This window comes from Nocardia citri (genome assembly GCF_054065835.1).
On the sequence record NZ_JBSUQM010000026.1, the window covers coordinates 59,106 to 78,246 of the forward strand.

The 19,141-nt window shown below is 65.6% G+C and carries 24 protein-coding genes; 14 read left to right on the plus strand and 10 right to left on the minus strand.

Features of this window, described 5'->3' with window-relative positions; all coding sequences use genetic code 11:
- Window positions 1–37 precede the first annotated feature (37 nt).
- Window positions 38–343: a helix-turn-helix domain-containing protein gene (locus ACW2Q0_RS26180; RefSeq protein ID WP_457193562.1), complete on the plus strand. Its 306-nt coding sequence runs from the start codon at window positions 38–40 to the stop codon at window positions 341–343.
- On the opposite strand, the gene ACW2Q0_RS26185 is transcribed toward ACW2Q0_RS26180, so the two are convergent.
- On the minus strand, window positions 336–1,955 hold the full coding sequence (locus tag ACW2Q0_RS26185; protein WP_457193563.1) for an acyl-CoA dehydrogenase family protein: 1,620 nt from the start codon (window positions 1,953–1,955) through the stop codon (window positions 336–338). The two genes, ACW2Q0_RS26180 and ACW2Q0_RS26185, sit on opposite strands and share 8 nt — an antisense overlap.
- Window positions 1,942–2,571, minus strand: coding sequence for a TetR/AcrR family transcriptional regulator (locus tag ACW2Q0_RS26190; RefSeq protein ID WP_457193564.1), 630 nt, complete (start codon window positions 2,569–2,571; stop codon window positions 1,942–1,944). The genes ACW2Q0_RS26185 and ACW2Q0_RS26190 overlap by 14 nt, the downstream gene beginning before the upstream one ends.
- A gap of 66 nt (window positions 2,572–2,637) precedes the next feature.
- Between ACW2Q0_RS26190 and ACW2Q0_RS26195 the strand changes: the two genes are divergently transcribed.
- The gene (locus ACW2Q0_RS26195) at window positions 2,638–3,399 is read left to right on the plus strand and encodes a crotonase/enoyl-CoA hydratase family protein (protein WP_457193565.1); all 762 of its coding nucleotides are present in this window, start codon (window positions 2,638–2,640) and stop codon (window positions 3,397–3,399) included.
- A 29-nt stretch (window positions 3,400–3,428) separates the two neighbouring features.
- The gene (locus tag ACW2Q0_RS26200; RefSeq protein ID WP_457193566.1) at window positions 3,429–4,700 is read left to right on the plus strand and encodes a hypothetical protein; all 1,272 of its coding nucleotides are present in this window, start codon (window positions 3,429–3,431) and stop codon (window positions 4,698–4,700) included.
- Window positions 4,701–4,729: 29 nt separating this feature from the next.
- Here ACW2Q0_RS26200 and ACW2Q0_RS26205 read toward each other — a convergent pair whose 3' ends face one another.
- A complete protein-coding gene (locus ACW2Q0_RS26205; RefSeq protein ID WP_457193567.1) occupies window positions 4,730–5,422 on the minus strand; it encodes a pyridoxamine 5'-phosphate oxidase family protein in 693 nt (230 codons plus the stop codon).
- A gap of 81 nt (window positions 5,423–5,503) precedes the next feature.
- Here ACW2Q0_RS26205 and pdxR point away from each other — a divergent pair, with 81 nt between their 5' ends.
- A complete protein-coding gene (pdxR, locus tag ACW2Q0_RS26210) occupies window positions 5,504–6,901 on the plus strand; it encodes a MocR-like pyridoxine biosynthesis transcription factor PdxR (protein ID WP_457193568.1) in 1,398 nt (465 codons plus the stop codon).
- 9 nt (window positions 6,902–6,910) lie between these two features.
- On the opposite strand, the gene ACW2Q0_RS26215 is transcribed toward pdxR, so the two are convergent.
- The gene (locus tag ACW2Q0_RS26215; protein WP_457193569.1) at window positions 6,911–7,246 is read right to left on the minus strand and encodes a hypothetical protein; all 336 of its coding nucleotides are present in this window, start codon (window positions 7,244–7,246) and stop codon (window positions 6,911–6,913) included.
- A gap of 39 nt (window positions 7,247–7,285) precedes the next feature.
- Between ACW2Q0_RS26215 and ACW2Q0_RS26220 the strand changes: the two genes are divergently transcribed.
- Both ACW2Q0_RS26220 and ACW2Q0_RS26225 read left to right on the plus strand, forming a co-directional pair.
- Window positions 7,286–7,531, plus strand: coding sequence for a DUF2630 family protein (locus ACW2Q0_RS26220; RefSeq protein ID WP_457193570.1), 246 nt, complete (start codon window positions 7,286–7,288; stop codon window positions 7,529–7,531).
- Complete coding sequence (locus ACW2Q0_RS26225; protein ID WP_457193571.1) at window positions 7,528–8,958, plus strand: dihydrolipoyl dehydrogenase family protein; 1,431 nt, start codon at window positions 7,528–7,530, stop codon at window positions 8,956–8,958. Before ACW2Q0_RS26220 ends, ACW2Q0_RS26225 begins: the two co-directional genes overlap by 4 nt.
- A gap of 121 nt (window positions 8,959–9,079) precedes the next feature.
- Here the strand turns inward: ACW2Q0_RS26225 and ACW2Q0_RS26230 are convergent, their stop codons facing one another.
- Window positions 9,080–9,949 carry an Fpg/Nei family DNA glycosylase gene (locus ACW2Q0_RS26230; RefSeq protein WP_457193572.1) on the minus strand — a complete coding sequence of 290 codons (870 nt, stop codon included), beginning with the start codon at window positions 9,947–9,949 and terminating at the stop codon, window positions 9,080–9,082.
- A gap of 118 nt (window positions 9,950–10,067) precedes the next feature.
- On the opposite strand from ACW2Q0_RS26230, the gene ACW2Q0_RS26235 reads away from it, so the two are divergent.
- Complete coding sequence (locus tag ACW2Q0_RS26235; RefSeq protein ID WP_457193573.1) at window positions 10,068–10,313, plus strand: Lrp/AsnC ligand binding domain-containing protein; 246 nt, start codon at window positions 10,068–10,070, stop codon at window positions 10,311–10,313.
- On the opposite strand, the gene cobF is transcribed toward ACW2Q0_RS26235, so the two are convergent.
- Window positions 10,289–11,029 carry a precorrin-6A synthase (deacetylating) gene (gene cobF / locus ACW2Q0_RS26240; protein ID WP_457193574.1) on the minus strand — a complete coding sequence of 247 codons (741 nt, stop codon included), beginning with the start codon at window positions 11,027–11,029 and terminating at the stop codon, window positions 10,289–10,291. The genes ACW2Q0_RS26235 and cobF overlap by 25 nt on opposite strands.
- Window positions 11,030–11,113: 84 nt before the next feature.
- On the opposite strand from cobF, the gene ACW2Q0_RS26245 reads away from it, so the two are divergent.
- The 6 genes from ACW2Q0_RS26245 (at window position 11,114) to ACW2Q0_RS26270 (ending at window position 15,447) form a co-directional block, all read left to right on the plus strand.
- Window positions 11,114–11,878 (plus strand): thymidylate synthase, encoded by a 765-nt coding sequence (locus tag ACW2Q0_RS26245; RefSeq protein ID WP_457193589.1) that lies wholly within the window; start codon window positions 11,114–11,116, stop codon window positions 11,876–11,878.
- Window positions 11,875–12,423 (plus strand): dihydrofolate reductase, encoded by a 549-nt coding sequence (locus ACW2Q0_RS26250; protein ID WP_457193575.1) that lies wholly within the window; start codon window positions 11,875–11,877, stop codon window positions 12,421–12,423. The genes ACW2Q0_RS26245 and ACW2Q0_RS26250 overlap by 4 nt, the downstream gene beginning before the upstream one ends.
- Window positions 12,424–12,613: 190 nt before the next feature.
- The gene (locus ACW2Q0_RS26255; RefSeq protein WP_457193576.1) at window positions 12,614–12,940 is read left to right on the plus strand and encodes a cupin domain-containing protein; all 327 of its coding nucleotides are present in this window, start codon (window positions 12,614–12,616) and stop codon (window positions 12,938–12,940) included.
- A gap of 59 nt (window positions 12,941–12,999) precedes the next feature.
- On the plus strand, window positions 13,000–14,028 hold the full coding sequence (locus ACW2Q0_RS26260; RefSeq protein ID WP_457193577.1) for a Dyp-type peroxidase: 1,029 nt from the start codon (window positions 13,000–13,002) through the stop codon (window positions 14,026–14,028).
- Window positions 14,025–14,825, plus strand: a complete 801-nt coding sequence (locus ACW2Q0_RS26265; protein WP_457193578.1) for a family 1 encapsulin nanocompartment shell protein — start codon at window positions 14,025–14,027, stop codon at window positions 14,823–14,825. The genes ACW2Q0_RS26260 and ACW2Q0_RS26265 overlap by 4 nt, the downstream gene beginning before the upstream one ends.
- Before the next feature lie 76 nt (window positions 14,826–14,901).
- On the plus strand, window positions 14,902–15,447 hold the full coding sequence (locus tag ACW2Q0_RS26270) for a hypothetical protein (RefSeq protein WP_457193579.1): 546 nt from the start codon (window positions 14,902–14,904) through the stop codon (window positions 15,445–15,447).
- Between the two features lie 164 nt (window positions 15,448–15,611).
- Here the strand turns inward: ACW2Q0_RS26270 and ACW2Q0_RS26275 are convergent, their stop codons facing one another.
- Window positions 15,612–16,223, minus strand: coding sequence for a TetR/AcrR family transcriptional regulator (locus tag ACW2Q0_RS26275; RefSeq protein WP_457193580.1), 612 nt, complete (start codon window positions 16,221–16,223; stop codon window positions 15,612–15,614).
- Between the two features lie 72 nt (window positions 16,224–16,295).
- Between ACW2Q0_RS26275 and ACW2Q0_RS26280 the strand changes: the two genes are divergently transcribed.
- Complete coding sequence (locus ACW2Q0_RS26280) at window positions 16,296–16,868, plus strand: peroxiredoxin-like family protein (protein WP_457193581.1); 573 nt, start codon at window positions 16,296–16,298, stop codon at window positions 16,866–16,868.
- On the opposite strand, the gene ACW2Q0_RS26285 is transcribed toward ACW2Q0_RS26280, so the two are convergent.
- From ACW2Q0_RS26285 to ACW2Q0_RS26295, 3 genes are all read right to left on the minus strand, one after another.
- Entirely contained in the window at window positions 16,854–17,429 is a 576-nt protein-coding gene (locus ACW2Q0_RS26285) for a Uma2 family endonuclease (RefSeq protein WP_457193582.1), read from the minus strand. The two genes, ACW2Q0_RS26280 and ACW2Q0_RS26285, sit on opposite strands and share 15 nt — an antisense overlap.
- Before the next feature lie 190 nt (window positions 17,430–17,619).
- A complete protein-coding gene (locus ACW2Q0_RS26290; RefSeq protein WP_457193583.1) occupies window positions 17,620–18,453 on the minus strand; it encodes a helix-turn-helix domain-containing protein in 834 nt (277 codons plus the stop codon).
- Window positions 18,450–18,989 (minus strand): DUF6879 family protein, encoded by a 540-nt coding sequence (locus tag ACW2Q0_RS26295; protein WP_457193584.1) that lies wholly within the window; start codon window positions 18,987–18,989, stop codon window positions 18,450–18,452. Before ACW2Q0_RS26295 ends, ACW2Q0_RS26290 begins: the two co-directional genes overlap by 4 nt.
- Window positions 18,990–19,141 lie beyond the last annotated feature (152 nt).

Here is a 19,141-nt window from a genome sequence, read left to right on the forward strand (position 1 = left end):
CATACTCAGCCTGCGTGCCCGCGATGCGAATTTGCGAGTGTGGCTGGGCAAGTCAGCCTATCGCGGCTGTACGCAGTTGGGGTACAACCGCCGACGGTACCCGACACCCGACCAGGTTGCCGCCCTGGCACGTGCGTTCGGCTGTGCCAGGGTGGTGTTCAACGACGCTCTGCACCACGGCGGGACGCCCGCGCCACCGGTTTATCCGTATCCGACCGACGCCGCGCTGTCGAAGACGCTCACCGAGTCGAACAAGACCCTCAACGGAGCTCGGGTGGCCGAGGTGTCGTCGGTGGTGCGCCATCAGAGGCCCGCGCGCGGCCGAGGCTACTCGGTCAAGTGAGGGCGCGGGCGATGATGTCGGTGGTGTTCACTCCGGTCGGCAGGGTGCCGAAGGCAATGCCCCAGTCCGCACCCAGGCGGGTGGCGCAAAAGGCGTCGGCCACGGCGGGGTGGCCGTGGCGGACCAGTTGCGCACCCTGCAGGACCAGCGCCATGAGTTCGACGACGCGGCGGGCGCGGTACTCGATTTCGTCGAGGTCGGACAGTTCCTTGCCGAGGCGGGTGATGGCATCGTCGAGCCGGGGGTCGGCGCCCGCGGCGAGCGAGACTTCGTCGAAGAAGGCCGCCACGGTTTCGGGCTGACGGCCCATGGCGCGCAAGGCATCCAGCGCCGCGACATTGCCGGAGCCCTCCCAGATGGACATGAGCGGGGCCTCGCGATAGAGCCGGGGCATACCGGATTCCTCGGCATAGCCATTGCCGCCGAAGCATTCCAGGGCCTCGGCCGCATGCGCGGGGGCGCGCTTGCACACCCAATACTTGGTGACCGCCAATGCGATTCGGCGCAGCGCGGCCTCGCCGGAATCGGTGCCCGCGCGGTCGGTCGCACCGGCCAGACGCATCATGACCGTAGTCGCGGCGTCGGATTCGATCACCAGATCGGCCAGTACATTGCGCATCGCGGGGTGGTCGATCAGCTTGGCCCCGAACACTTCTCGGTGCCGCGCGTGATGCGCGGCGTATACGGCGCCGACGCGCATGCCGGTGGCGGAGCCGATCACGCAGTCCAAGCGGGTCATATTGACCATTTCGATAATGGTCTTGACGCCGGCCCCTTCCGCGCCGACCAGCCAGCCGGTGGCGTTCTCGTATTCGATCTCCGAGGAGGCGTTCGACTTGTTGCCGAGTTTGTCCTTGAGGCGTTGGATCCGAATGGGATTGCGGGTGTCGTCCGGGAGTACGCGCGGCAGCAGGAAGCAAGACAGGCCACCCGGCGCCTGGGCCAGAGTGAGGAACATATCCGACATGGGGGCCGAGGTGAACCATTTGTGACCGACGATGCGGTAGCTGCCATCGGGTTGCGGTGTGGCGGTGGTGGTGTTAGCGCGGACGTCGGAGCCGCCCTGCTTCTCGGTCATCGACATGCCCGCGATGAGACCGGCCTTGGTCGACGGCGCGCGCAGTCCGAAATCGTAAGTGCGAGAACCGAGTAGCGGTTCGTACTCGGCGGCGAGTTCCCGATTGTGGCGCAGTGCGGGCACGATGGCGTAAGTCATCGAGATCGGGCACATATGCCCGGCGTCGGCGACGCCCCAGGTGTAGAACTTGGCCGCGCGAGCAGCGTGGGCGCCCGGCCGGTCGTCGAGCCAGGGTGAGCCGTGCAGTCCATGCGCGACAGCGACTTTCATCAGCTCGTGCCAGTACGGATGGAATTCGACCTCGTCGATGCGATTGCCGTAGCGGTCGTGGGTGTGCAAGACGGGCGGGTATTCGTTGGCCAGGCGACCCCACTCCTGCGCTTCGAATCCGCCTGCGCGCGCGCCGAGTTCACGTACTTCCGCTTCGGCCCAGCCCGCGCCTTCGCGGTGCAGTCCCTCGAGCAGGGCCGGGTTCTGCGCGACATCGAAGGGCACGATATTCGGAACCTGGTTGAAGACTTCATGCGTCGACATCGGACACTCCTGAGTCGGATTCATCACGCACACCCAGTGCGCGTAACGCGAAACTGATGAGCTCGGGCACAACGGATTCGCTGTGCGGTGCGTCGGCCAGCGGACCGACCAGGACCTCGCCGATCGCGCCGACGAGGGCGGCGGCGCTGGTCTTGGCATCCTGCGCGGGCAATTGGCCACGCGAGACCCCGTCCGCGACCGCGGATTCGAAGGCGTCGGCGAAGGCGCGGCGGAAACGCAGACGTTCGGCATCGACCGCGGTATCGACGGGTTCGACGAGCAGGACGTAGGCCAGCTTCGGATTCTTCAGTGCCCGGCCCGCGAAGGTTTCCACCGCCGCGCTCACCCGCTCGACGGCCGTTCCGGCGGCGCTCGCGGTGACCACCGCGGCCACCTCGTGCGCGACCACTTTCCGGAATACCGCGCTCACCAGATCGGCCTTGCCGGTGAAGTTCTTGTAGACGGTTCCGGTCGCCACGCCCGCCTCGGTGGCGACGGCCGCCATGGACAGTCCGGCATAGCCCGCACGAGACAGCACCTTGGTCGCGGCCTGCACGATCAAGCCCGCCTGGGCATCGAGGCGGGCCTGCACAGCAGGGGTTCTGCGGTATGCCATACAAGAAGTGAACCATAAATTCATTTCTTCACACAAGGGTACTTCCGACGGCGTATGGTCGTGTTCGTGACTGTGCGAATCGAACGCAACGGGCTCGTGACCACCGTGATCCTGCACCGTCCCGAGGCACGAAATGCCGTCGACGGTCCGACCGCCGCGGCCCTGGTCGAGGCATTCCGCGAATTCGATACCGATCCGGATGCGTCGGTCGCCGTGCTGTGGGGTGACGGCGGCACCTTCTGCGCGGGCGCGGACCTGAAGGCGCTGGGCACCGAACGCTCCAATCGGGTCACCGAGGACGGGGACGGCCCGATGGGACCGACTCGAATGCGGCTGTCCAAACCGGTGATCGCCGCGATCTCCGGATACGCGGTCGCGGGCGGACTGGAGCTGGCCCTGTGGTGCGACATGCGAGTTGCCGAGCAGGACAGCACCTTCGGCGTATTCTGCCGTCGCTGGGGCGTGCCGCTGATCGATGGCGGCACGATTCGGTTGCCGCGCATTATCGGCACCGGGCGCGCAATGGATATGGTGCTCACCGGTCGTGCCGTCGCCGCGACGGAGGCGCTGCGGATCGGGCTGGTCGATCGAGTGGTGCCGAATGGCGAATCCCGCAGTGCCGCAGAACAACTCGCCGCCGAATTGGCGGCGCTACCGCAGACCTGCCTGCGCTCGGACCGCATGTCGCTGTTGGAGCAGGACGGTATGGACGAGCAGACGGCGCTGCGCAATGAGTACCGGCACGGTCTGAGGGCACTAACCGACGGCGCCCTGGACGGCGCGCAACGGTTCGCCGCCGGTGCGGGCCGTCACGGCGGGCACCCCTGACGATGGGGCCTGCCCAACGGTTGAGCGTCGTGGACGAGATCTTCCTGCGCACGCATCGCGGGCTCGGCACCCCGATAGCGCTGCAGGGTTTGTGGCGCACCGCCGATCGCGTCGATCCGGAGTTACTGCGGCGGGTGCACGCGGCGCTGCGAGTTGGACCATTGGGCCGCAGAGTGATTCGACCGCGGGTCCCGGGCGCGCGGCGTGGTTGGTGGGCGAATACTCGGGCGTATCCGCTCGCGTTCACCGAGGGCACCATCGCCACCGGGGAGCTGCTCGAGTGGGCCGATGAGCAGGGCGCGAGCCTCGATCCCGAATACGGCCCAGGTTGGCGACTGTCGAGCGCCGCGTTGGCTGATGGCGGATCGATTGTGTCGCTGACCTGCTCGCATGTGCTTGCCGACGGTAGAGCCCTGGTGCTCGCGGTCGATGACGCGCTCGGCGGCACAAGCTTGACATCCACCGCAGGGGAAGCAGACCGGGCCGACGCGCGCGTTGATACCACACTGGCCCGGAGGTCGACCTCGGAGTGGTCCGATGCCTGGCGGCAGTGGTCGGTCGTGGTGGGCGGCACGGTCCGCGCGCTGCGCCGAGGCATCCCGCAACGCCCTGCGCGCGCGATACCGGACCGCGCATATGCGGGATCGGCCCGCGGGCAGATGACTCGCGGCGTGGTACTGCAATGCCCAGCAGCCGACTGGGACGCGGTGGCTGCGGAGCAGGACGGTACGGCCAACATTCTCTTCATTGCGTTGATCGCGAAGATTTTGTGGGCCAGTGGATTTCCCGGTGCGACGATCCATGCCAGCCTTCCGGTCGACACCCGAGACGAGCCGCGCGTCGACAATGATCTCGCGATGACCGAGATCACCATCGAGCGCACCGATACGCCCGCCACCATCCGTGAGAAGGCCCGAATCGCCTACGAGCGGCGTATGTCCAGCCCCTGCGGGATACCGGAGGAACTGCTGCAGGTGCTGCCCGACCGCTGGGCCTACGCCCTGTCCAAGGGCGCCGGTGAGCGAGACATCCTGTGCTCCAATATCGGAACGCTCCCCGACTCCCTGCGCACCCTCGGCCCACACCGCTGCACCGGTGTCGCCGCCCGCGCGATCCACCCCGGACTCACCGCGAATCGTCTTCCGCGCACCCGACTGTCCGGCTATCTCTGCCGCATCGCGGACACCTACACCATCGCTGTCGTCAGCCTCGACCCCGAACGCGTCGACACCGCCGAAACACTCCGCGCGCTGGTCCACGAAACCGCGACCGCGCTCGGCCTACCGATCACCCTGTGGTGACCGCTTGTCCATAGCACGTCGGGCGTGGATCAGGGTGTGGGGAGCGCGGCGCGGTCGGTGCGAGTGAGTACGTCGAGGGGTACCTCGATGCCCGGCTCCAGATCGTCCGAGGAGATCGGGGCATCCCAGACCTGACGCAAGGGCAGCACGCCGGCCCAGACGCCGCCGGTTTCGATATCGGCGGCGTCGTCCCTGGGGCCGCCGGATCGGATTTTCACCGATGCCTCGGTCAGGTCGAGGGCGAGGACCATGGTGGCGGCCATCTCCTTTTTGTTCGGCTGCCGCACGCGATCCCACGCGCCCGGGGCGGAGTGTTCGACGATGACGCGCAGCGCGTGCATGCGTTCCGCGGAGTCGGTGAGTTCGACGGCACGGCCGCGCACTACGGCCGAGCGGAAGTTGGCGGAGAAGTGCATGGCCGAGCGGGCGTAGACGATGCCGTCGACCAGCGTGACGGCGATGGAGATATCGCCGGTCAGCGCCGCCCGCAGATTTCCGGCGCCGGTCGAGCCGTGCAGGTACAGCGTGTCGCCATCGCGGCCGTAGACGGTCGGAAGTACCACCGGGCTGTCGCCGAGCAGCACGCCGAGGTGACAGACCAGACCGGCGTCGAGGACCGCGTCCAGTTCGGCCCGGTCGATACGGCCGCGATCCTTGGCACGGGTCAGGGTGGTCCGTGGGGTCGGCGAAAGCGGCGGCCGAGCGCTGGTCGTGTTTGTCATACTTTTAGCGTGACGGCAGAAGTGGCATTCTGAGATATCCAATTCATGGAAATTCGAACAGTCCAATTCGGGAGGTGCGCGATGCTGGAAGAACTTCCGATCGTCCTCGACCGCGAAGCCGACCAGCCATTATCGGTTCAGGTCGCGCAAGGACTGCGGGCCGCGGCGAGCAATGGGCTCCTGCGTGCCGATGATCGGCTCCCGTCGTCGCGCGAACTCGCCCACCGTCTCGGCGTGAGCCGCACGGTGGTCGCCGCGGCCTACGACCAACTGCACGCCGAGGGCTGGATCGCGGGCCGGCGCGGTTCGGGCACCTACTTGACGACGGCCCCCGCCGAACCGCCCGCCCGACCGAGCGCGAGCGGCACCGCCGAGCATGAACCGTACCTGCTCGATCTCGGCCCCGGCGCACCGTGCATCGAGGCGATCGACCCGGCGGCCTGGCGACGCGCCTGGCGCGCGGCCGCCGACGACTCCCCCATCATCCGCAAGGATCGCGGCGGCGAACCGGAATACCGCGCGGCGGTCGCCGAACACCTGCTGCGCCACCGCGGCCTCGGCGCGGGCAGCAAGTCCGTGGTGCTCGCGACGGCCGGAACCAGTTCGGCCGTAGGCGAACTCGCGGCCGCCCTGCTGCACCCCGGTGACGCCATTGCCATGGAAGATCCCGGATATCAGCGTGCCGCGGGTGCATTCGTCGCGGCCGGTGTCCGGGTACTGCCGGTGCCGATCGACGCCGACGGACTGCGCGTCGACCGACTACCCATCGGCATCAAGGCCGTGTATTGCACTCCGGCACACCAATTTCCACTCGGCACCCGCATGCAGGCGGCGCGCCGCGTTCAACTCGTCGAATTCGCCAGGCGGGCGGGCCTGTTCATCGTCGAGGACGACTACGACGGCGAATTGCGCTACGACACCGCCCCCCTGCCGCTGCTGGCAGCGATGGCCCCCGACGTCGTCGTCCATCTCGGCACCACGAGCAAGATCCTCTCGCCGACCTTGGGCATCGGGTGGCTCGTCGCTGCACCGGATATCACCGAAGCCGTTATCGCGCACCGGGAACGAACCGGTACCAGCCCGAGCCCCGCCGGCCAGCGAGTACTCGCCGCATTCGCCCAGCAGGGCGATCTCGCCCGACACCTGCGCCGACTACGCCGCGCGGTGCCGCCGCGCCGCGCCCTGGTCGTGGACGAGCTACGCCGCCGTGGACTCGAAGTACTCGGCGACGACGCCGGTTCCCACGTGGTGGTGCCCCTGGCTTCGGCCGAAGCCGAACAGCGTGCCATAGCAACAGGCCGCGTGCGCGGTGTGGAGCTCGAGGGCCTGTCCCGCCACCACCTTGCGGCACAACAGCATCCACTCGCCGCGGCAACCGGTCCGCACACCTTCGGTATCGCACTCGGCTACACCGCACTGAGCTGGGCCGACCTGACCACCGCCATTCCGATTGCCGGAGAATGCCTTTCGCAGCCCTGAGCGCCGATTTCAGCCGAGTAGTGGCGCGACGAAGGGCACGCTGTCCGGTAACGAATCCGCGACGATCGCACTGTGCTCCAAGCCGGGGTAGACGTGCACCTCGGGCCGGACGTCATTGGCCGGCAGGTCGGCGACCAGCTTCGCGGTCAACGGTGCCGGCCCATCCGAATCCGATCTGCGTCCGCAGCTCGTCGCCGCCACCTGCTGCGCCGCATCGGCGCCGGCCTCGACAACTAGATGCTCGGCATCGACCATTCGATCGCGGCACTGTACGAAATCCTGGACAGCGTGGTGGCGACGCCGCAGCAAGGTATCGATGTGCCTGCTGCCGATTCCGAATCGCACTGACCGTTCGGATCGGCGGCGCGGTCGTAGCATGGTCCCATGAACGAACAGGACATCCTGGCGCGTATCAAGAATTTGGTCGATCGCGAACATGAATTGCGGTCCAGGGCGACCGCCGGTGCGGTCGATCCGGTGGCCGAGCGGCAGCAGCTCGCCGAACTAGAGGTAATGCTCGATCAGGCCTGGGATCTGCTGCGCCAGCGCCGGGCGCGCATCGATGCCGGTGCCACGCCCGATGACGCGCAGGAGAACCCCATCCGCCAGGTCGAGGGTTATCTGCAGTGACTTCCGATTCCGCCGCCGAATATGACGTCATCGTGATCGGCGGTGGTCCGGCCGGCGAGAACGCCGCCGACTACGCCATCAAGAACAGCGAGCGTACGGCGGTAATCGTCGAGCGGGAACTGGTCGGCGGTGAATGTTCGTATTGGGCGTGTATGCCGAGCAAGGCGCTGCTGCGCCCCGCCCACGTGCTGTCCGGCGCCAAGGCCATGGCCGGTATCACCGCGAGCGGTCTCGATGTCGACGCGGTGTTGCGGCGGCGCGACGCCTTCACGCATAAGCACGACGACAGCTCGCAGGTCGACTGGGCCAACGACAATCGCATCGCGGTGGTCCGCGGGACGGGGCGGCTCGCGGGCGAGCGACTCGTCGAGGTCGACGGCCGACAGCTGCGCGCCCGGCACGCGGTAGTACTGGCCACCGGCACCAAGGCCACAGTGCCCGATGTGCCCGGATTGCGCGATGCGCTGCCGTGGATTTCCCGGGATGTGACCAATCTGCACGAGGTGCCGCGCCGGGTGGTGATCATCGGCGGCGGTGTGGTCGCGTGCGAGGCGGCCACCTGGCTCGCCGCGCTGGGCGCTGGTGAGATCACCATGCTCGTCCGCGGCGATGCCTTGCTGGGCAACGCCGAACCGTTCGCGGGGGAACGCGTGGCCGCGGCGCTGTCCGACGCCGGTGTGCGGATTCGATTCGGCACCCAACCCACTCGGGTGGTGCGCGCCGAGGTGAAGGATTCCGGCGAGGGCTGGATTCACGGCGGTGTGGTGACCGTCGAGACCGGCGACAGCCAGATCGAGGCCGACGAAATCGTGGTCGCCGCCGGGCGCGGACCGGCGACGGCGGAGCTCGGGTTGGACTCGGTGGGACTCGCGGACGGCTATGTCGAGGTGGACGACCGGTTGACAGCGCGCGGCATCGACGGCGACTGGTTGTATGCGGTCGGCGATGTGAATCATCGTGCCGCGCTGACACATATGGGCAAATACCAGGCCAGGGTGTGTGGTGATGTCATCGCCGCGCGGGCCGAGGGCCGCGCGCTGGCGGATGCGCGATATGCGGCGACCGCCGACAACGGACAGGTGCCGCAGGTGATATTCACCGCGCCGGAAGTCGCGTCCGTCGGGCGCACCGAGGCGGCGGCGCGTAAAGCGGGCCATGCGGTGGAAACCGTAGAGCTCGATATCGCGGTCGCCGGATCGGCGCTGGCACGCGACGATTACGCGGGGCGGGCGAAGATCGTCATCGATTCCGTGACCGACACACTGCTCGGCGCCACTTTCGTCGGACCCGAGGTCGGCGAACTTATCCACGCGGCGACCGTTGCTGTGGTCGGCAAGGTGCCGCTGGCGGCGCTGTGGCACGCGGTGCCGGCCTATCCAACGGTCAGCGAGCTCTGGCTGCGTCTGTTGGCGGCCCGCCGCGCGTAGGTTGCTGGCCCGCCCATGCCGAGGACCGGCGCAGGACGCTGATCATCGACTAGATCACCCGGCTGGAGAACGATCCGGACAAGGCCGAACGGCTTGCCTGGCAAGGAATCCGGGTGCCGACCTACTTCAGCAGGCGCGACATGCGGCGGTCAGCGAGTACCTTCCCGCCGGTCTGACAGGTCGGGCAGTACTGGAACGAGCGCTCGGCGTAGGAGACCTCGCGGACGGTATCGCCGCATACCGGGCACGGCTGGCCGGTGCGGGCGTGTACCCGCATGCCGGAACGCTTTTCGCCCTTGAGGCGGGCGGCATTCTGCCCCACCGAGCGCTGTACGGCGTCGGTGAGCACCGAGCGCATGGCCTCGTACAGCACCGAAATGGTTTCCGCCGACATGGCTTTGGTATTGGCGAAGGGCGAGATCTCGGCGGTGTGCAGGATCTCATCGGAGTAGGCATTACCGATTCCGGCGAGCAGGGACTGGTCGACGATCGCGGTCTTGATGCGTTGTGATGCGCCGTGCAGGATCTCGCCGAATTGCTCCTCGGACACCTCCAGTGCGTCGGGGCCGAGACGCGCGATACCGGGCACGAGTTTCGGATCGTCGACGATGTACACCGCGAGCCGTTTCTTGGTGCCCGCCTCGGTCAGGTCGAATGCGGGCGTCATACCTTCGGGGGTGAACAAGTGCACCCGCAGTGCGAGCGGACTCTTACCGCCCGGTTTGGGTGGTGTCTGGCTCGGCTCATCTATCCACCGCAACCAACCGCCGCGCGACAGATGAGTGATCAACCAGAGTCCGTCGCACGCCATCCCGAGAAACTTTCCCCACCGGCCCGCCCCGGTCACATCGCGTCCGGACAGCGCCGTAACCGGTGGATCGAACGTCTTGACCGCGCTCAGGGCCGCCACATCGACACGCCCCACCACGGCGCCGACCGCGTGCTCCCGCAGGAACTGCGCCAACGCCTCCACTTCCGGTAGCTCGGGCACGATCCTCAGGCTACCCGGCCCCACCGACATCGGCGCAGTTCACGGCCGCGCGGGTGAATCAAGATCAGTCGATGACACCCGCTTCGGCGCGACCGCCCAGGCGCTGCTGTGGATGTCGGTGGCACCGTCGCACCTGGACCACGTCGCGACCGCGCTGGCCGAGCACGACGAACTGGCTTTCGTCGCCGCCACCACCGGCCCGACAAACCTTGTCGCCCAAGCCATGTGCTCCGATCCCGAGGAGCTGCACCACTACCTCACGCACCGCTTGGGCGCATTCGAGGCCATCCACAGCTTGGCGACCGCACCCGTCCTTGCCACCGTGAAGGCCGTCTCCCGTCAGGAGCCCGGACGCAGCAGGTAAACGTCGAAGATCCAGCCCTTTTCGGCCCGCAACCGAGTGCGCTGCTCGACGATCTCCTGCTCGACCGCACGCAGCGGCCCCTCGATCAATATCTCGTCGGGCATGCCCAGATACGCCCCCCACCAGATATGCACGTCATCACCGGGCACCTCGGTGAACGAACAGTCACCATCGAGCATCACGACGGTCGAACCGCTGAGCCCATCCTCGCGCAGTCGACGGCCGGTGGTGATGTGCACCGGCTCGCCGATGCGATGCAGCACCATCCGATGCCGAGCGGCCAAGGCCCCCACGCTGGTGACACCCGGAATCACCTCGTACTCGAAGCTCTGCGTACCGCGATCGAGTACCCGCTCGACCATGCGCAACGTGCTGTCATAGAGCGACGGATCACCCCAGACGAGAATGGCGCCGACACCGTCGACCCGCGCGAACGCATCCGCCAACAGCGCCGAACGGCGATCGTGCCAGTCCTCGACTACGCCCCGGTAGTCGGTGGGATCCCGGTCGCGTGGCGGATCGGCGATTTCCACGATGCGGTACGGGTGCTCGAGGTGTTCGGCGAGGATCGACGTACGTACGTCGACCAGCTCCTGTTTCTCGGTCCCCTTGCCGATCACGAAAAACACCTCGACCTGCCGCATGGCCTTGATCGCCTGCACCGTCACCTGGTCCGGATCACCGGCACCGATGCCGATCACGTAGAGCTTGCGCATGGCTCGAGCTTGCCAAACCGGACTTGGGTAAGCTCGCCAGACGTGGCCGATAACGCTGATACCCAGTATGAGGACCTGCTGCGAATGGTCCTGGAATCCGGTACCGCCAAGGGGGATCGCACCGGCACCGGCACCCGCAGTATCTTCGGCCATCAGCTGCGTTACGACCTCGCCGCGGGCTTTCCGCTGATCACCACCAAAAAAGTGCATCTGAAGTCGATCGTCTATGAATTGCTGTGGTTCCTGCGCGGCGATTCCAATGTGGCGTGGCTGCATGAGCACGGCGTCACCATCTGGGACGAATGGGCGGATCGCCACGGCGAACTAGGCCCGGTCTACGGCGTACAGTGGCGGTCCTGGCCCACGCCGAACGGCACCCATATCGACCAGATCGCGGACGTACTGCACACTCTGCGCACCAATCCGGATTCCCGGCGCATCATCGTCTCGGCCTGGAATGTGGCCGAGCTCGACAAGATGGCGTTGGCACCGTGCCACGCGTTCTTCCAGTTCTATGTGGCCGACGGCAAGTTGTCGTGTCAGCTCTATCAGCGCAGCGCGGATCTGTTCCTCGGCGTGCCGTTCAATATCGCCAGCTATGCCCTGCTCACGCATATGGTCGCCCAGCAGACCGAGCTGGCACCCGGTGATTTCATTTGGACCGGCGGCGATTGCCATATCTACGACAGCCATATCGAGCAAGTCACCGAGCAGCTGACCAGACAGCCTTACCCGTTCCCGATATTGAACCTGCGGCCCGCGCCGACACTGTTCGATTACACCTACGACGATGTGGAAGTGGTCGGCTACCAACACCATCCGGCGATCAAGGCACCGGTTGCGGTATGAGCGCGGCATCGCGGGGCGATTCGGTGCGGGGTGGTGGTCGAGCGACGGAGGGGCGTGACCGCACGATCGGTCTGATCTGGGCGCAGACGCCGGCCGGAGTGATCGGTTTCGAGAACACCATCCCCTGGCGCTTACCCGAGGATATGGCGAATTTCAAGGCCGTCACGATGGGCCATCCGGTCATCATGGGCCGGCGCACCTGGGATTCCCTGCCGACCCGATTCCGCCCGCTCGACGGCCGCCGCAATATCGTGGTGACCCGCCGGCCCGGCTGGTCGGAGGCGGGGGCCGAACGCGCCGCATCGCTGGCCGAAGCCATGGCCATGACCACGCCGCAGGATGTCTGGATCATTGGCGGCGGCGAAATCTACCGAGCCGCAATGGATTTCGCGACCGACCTGTTGGTTACCGAGGTGGACACCGCCGTCGACGGTGACGCCTACGCACCCGCCATCGGCCCCGAATGGCAGGCCGACGATACCGAGCCGTGGCACGCGTCGAAGTCCGGGCTGCGCTTCCGGATTTGTCACTACACCCGTAAGTAAACCGAGCATCGGCAAACTCTGCGCATTACGCATTCGCCGACCGCACGAGCGCCCTCCGATTACCGACCGGCAACATACCGGTGTGGCGGCCAAATCGGACACACGTCACCCGCTATTCGGGCATACTCCTGAATATCAGCCCGTGTCACCAGCCCTGATCCGGCTGATTGCTTCTGCGAAAGGCGGGTCCATGGACAAGAAGTCGCTGACTGCGGTCGCGCGCCAACAGCTCAAGTTGGCCGCCACCGCCACGAGCGGGCGCAGTTCGCAAACCATCTACGGCGGTCATGCCAATGCGCTCCGGCAGACCGTGGTCGGGCTGTCGGCGGGCCAGAGCCTGGCCGAGCACGATAATACGGGCGAGGCCACGCTGCTGGTGCTCAGCGGCACTCTGAACTTGATCAGCGGCACCAACGAATGGAAGGGCTCGGCCGGAGACCTGCTGGTCGTGCCCAAAGCGCGGCACAGTGTCAAGGCCGTCGACGATGTCGCATTCCTGCTGACAGTCGCCAAGTAGAAGCCGACGAACCGCACGGCGTGGCCGATTTGTCGGCGCCGCCCTTTAGGGTGGAGCGCATGGGTGAGCCGCAGCCGATCCTCGAACCGCTCACACCGGCCGCGATCTTCCTCGTCGCCACGATCGACGAGGGTGGCGAGGCGGCGGTGCGCGAGCTGCTCGCCGATCTTCCCGGGTTACGTCGTTCGGTCGGCTTTCGGCTGCCCGGTGCCGGGCTCACCTGCGTCGCATCGATCGGGTCGGGCGCGTGGGATCGTCTCTTCGCGGGCCCACGACCGGCCGAACTGCATGTGCTACCGGAATTCGTCGGCAAACACCACAGCGCGCCGACCACGCCGGGAGATCTGCTCTTCCACATCAAATCCGAATTCCAAGACGCCTGCTTCGAATTGGCGATGACAATCGGTGACCGGCTGCGAGGCGCGGTCACCATCGTCGATCAGACCGTCGGATTTCGGTATTTCGAGCAGCGCGATCTGCTCGGCTTCGTGGACGGCACGGAGAATCCGGAGGGCGCCACGGCCATCGACGCGGCCATCGTCGGCGACGAGGATCCCGACTTCGCGGGCGGCAGTTACGTCATCGTGCAGAAGTATCTGCACACCATGGCGCAGTGGCGGGCGCTGTCGGTCGCCGAGCAGGAACGGGTGATCGGGCGCACCAAACTCGACGATTTCGAACTCTCCGATGCGGATAAGCCCGCGAATTCACATGTCGCGGTAAATACCGTCACCGACGACGACGGTACCGAGCGAAAGATCCTGCGCGCCAATATGCCCTTCGGCAGCGTCAAGGACGGCGAATTCGGCACGTATTACGTCGCCTACGCGGCCACGCCGAACATCACCGAAACCATGCTGTCCCGAATGTTCATCGGGACGGCGGAGGCGGCCTATGACCGGATCCTGGACTTCTCCATCGCGGTGACCGGCACGTTGTTCTTCGCACCGCCCCTCGACTTCTTCGACAACCTCCCCGACGCACCCGAGGTCGCGGCGACAGCGCACACGGAATCTTTATCGCCGAACGGTGTCGGCAGTGACGGTTCTCTGGGTATCGGCACGTTGAAAAGGAGCATGCAGCCATGAACAACCTCCATCGCGAACTCGCGCCGATCACCACCGAGGCATGGAAAGCCATCGAAGGAGAGGCGACGCGCACCTTCAAGCGCCATATCGCCGGTCGCCGGGTGGTCGATCTGTCCGGACCGCACGGCACCGACTACTCCGCGGTCGGCCTCGGCCGCACCACCGTCATCACCGCGCCGGAGGAGGGTGTGCAGGCCCGCCAGCGCGTGGTCGCGCCGCTGATCGAGTTGCGGGTGCCGTTCACGTTATCGCGCGAGGAACTCGACGATGTCGAGCGTGGCGCGCGGGACACCGACCTGGATGCGGTCAAGGAAGCCGCGCGCAAGATCGCCTTCGCCGAGGACCGGGCCATTTTCGAGGGCTATCAGGCCGCGAACATCACCGGTATTCGGGCGAGTTCATCCAATTCCCCGATCACGCTGCCCAGCGATCCGCGACTGGTGCCGGAGTCCGTCGCCCAGGCGCTGAGCGCGTTGCGGTTGGCGGGTGTCGACGGTCCGTATTCGGTGCTGTTGAGCGCGGACCTGTACACGGCGGTCAGTGAAACCTCCGATCACGGTCACCCGATCCGCACCCATATCGAACGCCTCATCCCGGAGGGCGAAATCATCTGGGCTCCGGCCATCGACGGTGCGTTCGTACTGACCACGCGCGGCGGCGACTTCGATCTGCAACTCGGCCAGGACCTGTCCATCGGCTACTCGACCCACGACGCGCAATCGGTGCAGCTCTACTTCCAGCAGAGTTTGCAGTTCCTCGTCTACACCGGCGAGGCGGCGGTCGCACTGTCGTCCTGAGCTGGGGCCCGATATTGGAGAACTCACCCGCGTCGGGAAGCGACCGGTCAACCGACCGACTAGGTTTGGGTGCGATATGCGAGAGGTCGAGATGACGATGGTGCGCGCGGGTGTGGTGCCGACCGGGCGGGCAATGCTGTACGGGACGCTCGGGATCGTGGTCACCGTGCTGGTCTGTGGTGCGGTCGTGTCCGGCTTCGGGATCAACCGGATCTTCACCGGCCTGCTGGCCGGTGCGGGGGCGGGCATCGCGATGCTGGTCGCGCTGTTCGGGCGCGATGTCGTCGTGCTCACCGAGGGGGCCATCTACCAGCGCACCCCGTGGCGGGAATCCAGTATCGACTGGGAGCGGGTGGTGGCCGGACGGTTCGCGCTCGACGAGCGGGCGCGCTGGTCTCTGGCGCTGGATCTGATCGGCGGCGAGGAGCGGCACGGCGAACTGGTGCTGCTGTCCATCCCTCCGGTGCGGCGGCCGGTCGCCGGTGCGTACGACATGCGTAAACGCGAGCAGGTCAACGAGATTCGAGCGATGTTGCGGCGCAAACGCGTGCCGATTACGGTGCTGCCCGAGATCGCCGGTGCGCTGCAACAACATTGGCAGATCGCGCCGCCCACCCGCTGATAGCCGGGGTGCGCGGTGACTCATGGCACTCACCTCCGCATTGCCACCGTCCTGCCGCATTGATTGTGAACCCGCTCCGGCCGCGACATGCCAGAACAGGTCGAGGTTTTCAGCGCAGGTCGCGGAGGAACTCTCGAATATCACCTGGGACAGATTCAGCCCTGCTAGGGGACTAGGCCGCGCAGGACGATTTCGAGGCCGAGGCGGAACTCGGTGTCGGCGTCGACCTTTCGGGCGTCAGTGGCGGTTTCGACGAGTATCGGGTAGTCGGCGGGGGCCAGTCGGGTCATGGCGGCGGTGCCCGGGCCGGAAAGTGGGCCGTAGTGCTCGTTCTGGAGGTGACCGAGCAGGAACGCCATGAGGGTGCGTTGGGCGAGGACTCGGCCGATACCGGTGAACCCCGCATCGGTGAGGACGGTCAGCATTGCTTCGATCCAGTCCAGGCTGTTGGGGGCGGACTGGCGGTGGCGCACGACCAGCGGGACCGCTGCCGGGTGGCTGGATACCGTTGTGCGCATCCGGTCCAGGAGGGCCGCGACGCGGTCGCGCCAGTCCGGGGCGGTCGGTGGCGTGTGGTCGATATCGGCGAGGAGGTGGTCGACGACCAGCATCTCGAGTTCGTCGCGGTCGGCGACGTAGCGATAGAGGCCCATGGTGGCTATGCGGAGCTCCTCGGCGACCGCGCGCATGGTGAGGCCGGACAAACCGTCGCGGTCGAGTACGGCTATGGCGGCGGCCGCGATGGCGGGGCTGGTCAGCGAGCGAGGGCGGGGCACGGGTTGACAGCGTACAAGGTACGCGCATAATTGTCGTAGGCGTACGTCGTACTCCTACGAAGGAGGGTTTTCATGCCATTGCCGACCACGGTGCCCGCCCGAGAACTGGTCACCATCGCCGACAGCACAATTCGGGTTCCGGACGAGGATTGCCTGATCCACTTGCAGTTCCGCCGCTTCGCCGGATGCCCGATCTGCAACCTGCACCTACGCTCGTTCGCGGTTCGGCACACCGAAATCCGCGCTGCCGATATCCGCGAGGTCGTCGTATTCCATTCCAGCGCAGCGGAATTGCGAACATACGAAGGCGACCTGCCGTTCGACCTGATCGCCGACCCGAACCGAACCCTCTACCGCGAATTCGGCGTCGAAGCCAAACCCCGCGCGCTCCTCGACCCGCGCGCTTGGCCCGCTATCGTCCGCGGCGTCACCACCACAACACTGGCCGTCCTCCGCAAGGAAAGACCAGCTCCCCCAGCACAACCCGAAGGCGGCCGCCTAGGCCTTCCTGCCGACTTCCTCATCGCGCCAGACGGATGTGTACTCGCGAGCAAGCTCGGTGCGCACGCCGACGACCAATGGACCGTAGACGAACTCCTCGCCTTCGTACCCACCCCCGACAAGTCTGGATCAGGGCATCAGTGACGCCGGATCAACGGTGAATTCGAAGGGACTGCGCAAGGTGACGGCATCTCCGGCCGCTACCCGGTGTGTCCGTTCGTAGGTGTCGTCTGCACCAAGGGCGTGTGCGAACAGGACCGGCAACTTTTCGTCGAGAAGTTGGCCTTTGAACGGGTTGATCTCGACACGCCAGTAGTTGGGGATTCCGGCCGCGGCGTAGAGCACGGGCTTGACCATTCGATCCTGCAGCGTAGTCGATGTGGAAACAACCTCGACGACAAGTTTCACCTGTTCGACTGGGATGCCCCGGTCGTCCCAGTCGATTGGGCCGGTTGCAACCATCAGGTCGGGAATGGGCTCGTCGTCGCCGATCAGTACGCCCACACCTTCGAGCACGACGTATCCAGGCGGCAGTGCGTCATCGAGAGCGCGCATGAGCCATTTGATCAACCACTGATGCCGTGGCTTGGGCGCAGCGTTCACGACGAGCTGGCCATTCAGCACCTCGTACCGTAATCCGTCATCGGGAATGTGATCGAGGTCCGCAGCCGTCCAATGGTCGGACCGAGGAGCTGGCATTGCCATTGGAACCACCTCCAACCTCGTAGAACGGGAGCGAACGATGTCCGCTCAGTCCGTCCGAGTCTAGCCCGAGCAGGTCGTATCAGCCGGGTGGACATGGTTCTGTCAGGCCGCACGGGACCTTCCCGGGGTGGCGGACAGGACGAGAGGGGTTGCACGATGTCTGAGGTTGCGCTGAGCGAATTCCAGACGGCTATCCAGCGCGCCTTTCGAGCGCCGCCCGGATGAGTTCCCGGGCTGCCTCACCTGTAACCGATTGACCGGCAAGCACATCGAATGCCCGGCCATAGATCGCAACTTCTCGCGGCTGAGTGATTGTCAGCTCTGCCGCTGTGCTCTCAACCATAACCATGCGGTTGTCGAACATGACAAAGCTGTTCGAAACGATGAGCGCTTCGGCTATAGCCGGAATGATGCCGATAGTGATCCGGGGCATTCCGATGATTGACGCCAACCTATCGAGTTGCCCTCGCATCACATTGTCATTCCCAACAGTCGTGAATAGCGACTGCTCACTGATCAGGAAGTGAAACCGGTGTTCACGCTGATAGAGAATGCGTTGCCGGTCCATCCGCTTGGAAACACCTTCTTCCACATCGTCGGGCACTCGATAGAACTCGACATGACGCCTGAGGATGGACTCAGCGTATTCGGCGGTCTGGAGGAGACCAGGAACTACCTGAGTGGTGTAGACGCGGAGGCTATTCGCCTCCGCTTCGAGCTTCACAGATTTCTGCTGCCGACGCTTGACCCCGGTAGCGAGGATTCGGCGCCACTCCAGATAAGCAGTATCGATGTTGTGCAGGGTCGCGAGCAGGTCCTCGAGTTGGTCGGCTGCATTCGCATGCTCACAATAGGCGCGTATATCGGAGTCAGACGGCTTGATCCGACCGTATTCGATCTTCGAGACTTTCGAGGGGTGCCAGCCGGACAGAGCGGCGAGACTCCTGCCAGTGATACCCGATCTGCGGCGAAGCTCCCGGAGCCGCGCCCCGAGGGCTTCCCGCGCGTCGTCAACACCTGTCACTGTCGGCCGTAGTCGCTATCGACATATTCGACGTATGGCGTAGCCAAATCCCAAAGCCGTTGTTTCACACTCTGGCAGTATTCGACTATTCGGGAGTCAGTAGTGACGGCGACCCCTTCTGCCTGTGCGCCCTGCTCGTCAACGAGGTTGAACACCACCCGATCATTATCGATGAGCCACCAATCATCGGGTGGCACCTCCCCGGCGAGATGGCGCGGTACGTAACGAATATCTTCGCCCGCCTCCACATTGCCGTCAGTGACGGACAATAGCCATCGTTGGTAATCCGAGTGGGGGATGGTTACAACTCGCACGCGGCTAATTTCCACACCCCGCGTGGTTGCGTCTTGAACGAGGGCAACCCAATCGTTCTTGTAGTCGTCAACCGTCGGAGGCTCGCCGTTGAGGAATCGACGGAAGCGTTCGTTTTCCTGTGGAACGGCATAAGCGTCTCTGACCTCCAAATGAAATGCTCGAGCCTTACAACCGTGGAAGAAGTCCAACCAGGTTGACCAATCATTTCGAAGGTACTGCACCGTAAAACGTCCTCCGTGACATCGGTACTTCGATAGCGGTTTCGTTGTCGGCTAGGTCTAGCTGCCCCAGCGTCTCAGCGTCGGTTACAGGTTGTCCGGTAAGGGTGAAGGTGCCCCTGCCGGTGTCGGTGAGCGTGGCTCCGATGAACGTA

Excerpts from the sequence above, each read along its gene's own strand:
- ACW2Q0_RS26260 (WP_457193577.1), top strand. The coding sequence starts at position 13,000 with ATGGGTGAGCCGCAGCCGATCCTCGAACCGCTCACACCGGCCGCGATC.
- ACW2Q0_RS26270 (WP_457193579.1), top strand. The coding sequence starts at position 14,902 with ATGCGAGAGGTCGAGATGACGATGGTGCGCGCGGGTGTGGTGCCGACC.
- ACW2Q0_RS26245 (WP_457193589.1), top strand. The coding sequence starts at position 11,114 with ATGGTCCTGGAATCCGGTACCGCCAAGGGGGATCGCACCGGCACCGGC.
- ACW2Q0_RS26265 (WP_457193578.1), top strand. The coding sequence starts at position 14,025 with ATGAACAACCTCCATCGCGAACTCGCGCCGATCACCACCGAGGCATGG.
- ACW2Q0_RS26220 (WP_457193570.1), top strand. The coding sequence starts at position 7,286 with ATGAACGAACAGGACATCCTGGCGCGTATCAAGAATTTGGTCGATCGC.
- ACW2Q0_RS26250 (WP_457193575.1), top strand. The coding sequence starts at position 11,875 with ATGAGCGCGGCATCGCGGGGCGATTCGGTGCGGGGTGGTGGTCGAGCG.
- ACW2Q0_RS26205 (WP_457193567.1), bottom strand. The coding sequence starts at position 5,422 with ATGACAAACACGACCAGCGCTCGGCCGCCGCTTTCGCCGACCCCACGG.
- pdxR (WP_457193568.1), top strand. The coding sequence starts at position 5,504 with ATGCTGGAAGAACTTCCGATCGTCCTCGACCGCGAAGCCGACCAGCCA.
- cobF (WP_457193574.1), bottom strand. The coding sequence starts at position 11,029 with ATGCGCAAGCTCTACGTGATCGGCATCGGTGCCGGTGATCCGGACCAG.
- ACW2Q0_RS26280 (WP_457193581.1), top strand. The coding sequence starts at position 16,296 with ATGCCATTGCCGACCACGGTGCCCGCCCGAGAACTGGTCACCATCGCC.
- ACW2Q0_RS26190 (WP_457193564.1), bottom strand. The coding sequence starts at position 2,571 with ATGGCATACCGCAGAACCCCTGCTGTGCAGGCCCGCCTCGATGCCCAG.
- ACW2Q0_RS26255 (WP_457193576.1), top strand. The coding sequence starts at position 12,614 with ATGGACAAGAAGTCGCTGACTGCGGTCGCGCGCCAACAGCTCAAGTTG.
- ACW2Q0_RS26185 (WP_457193563.1), bottom strand. The coding sequence starts at position 1,955 with ATGTCGACGCATGAAGTCTTCAACCAGGTTCCGAATATCGTGCCCTTC.
- ACW2Q0_RS26285 (WP_457193582.1), bottom strand. The coding sequence starts at position 17,429 with ATGGCAATGCCAGCTCCTCGGTCCGACCATTGGACGGCTGCGGACCTC.